Source organism: Rahnella sp. PAMC25617 (genome assembly GCF_050606005.1).
Classification (GTDB): Bacteria; Pseudomonadota; Gammaproteobacteria; order Enterobacterales; family Enterobacteriaceae; genus Rahnella; species Rahnella variigena.
The window spans coordinates 1-216 of the sequence record NZ_JBOCUM010000156.1; the positions used below are offsets into that span (position 1 = coordinate 1).

1 protein-coding gene is annotated in these 216 nt (G+C 50.0%); it reads right to left on the reverse strand.

Annotation, left to right across the window (positions count from 1 at the left end; genetic code table 11):
* Window positions 1-199 (reverse strand): hypothetical protein (locus ACM615_RS24065; RefSeq protein ID WP_431012657.1); only part of this gene is annotated, 199 nt, incomplete at its 3' end.
* Window positions 200-216 lie beyond the last annotated feature (17 nt).

The window sequence follows — 216 nt, forward strand, 5'->3', positions numbered from 1 at the left end:
CAAGGTGCCCGCCCATTGAATGCCCTGCTAGATAGTCAACACCAGGTCGATAGAAGGTCTCAATGGCTTCAACAAATATGGACACAAGCTCTGTGTAATGGAGGAATTGCGGTTCTTCATCCTCATATAAGCCAGGAGACTGCAAGGCGTACACAGCGCCTTGATGTGTCATCAGCTTAGCCACATCGATATAGCCCATTACCGTTCCACCGGCAG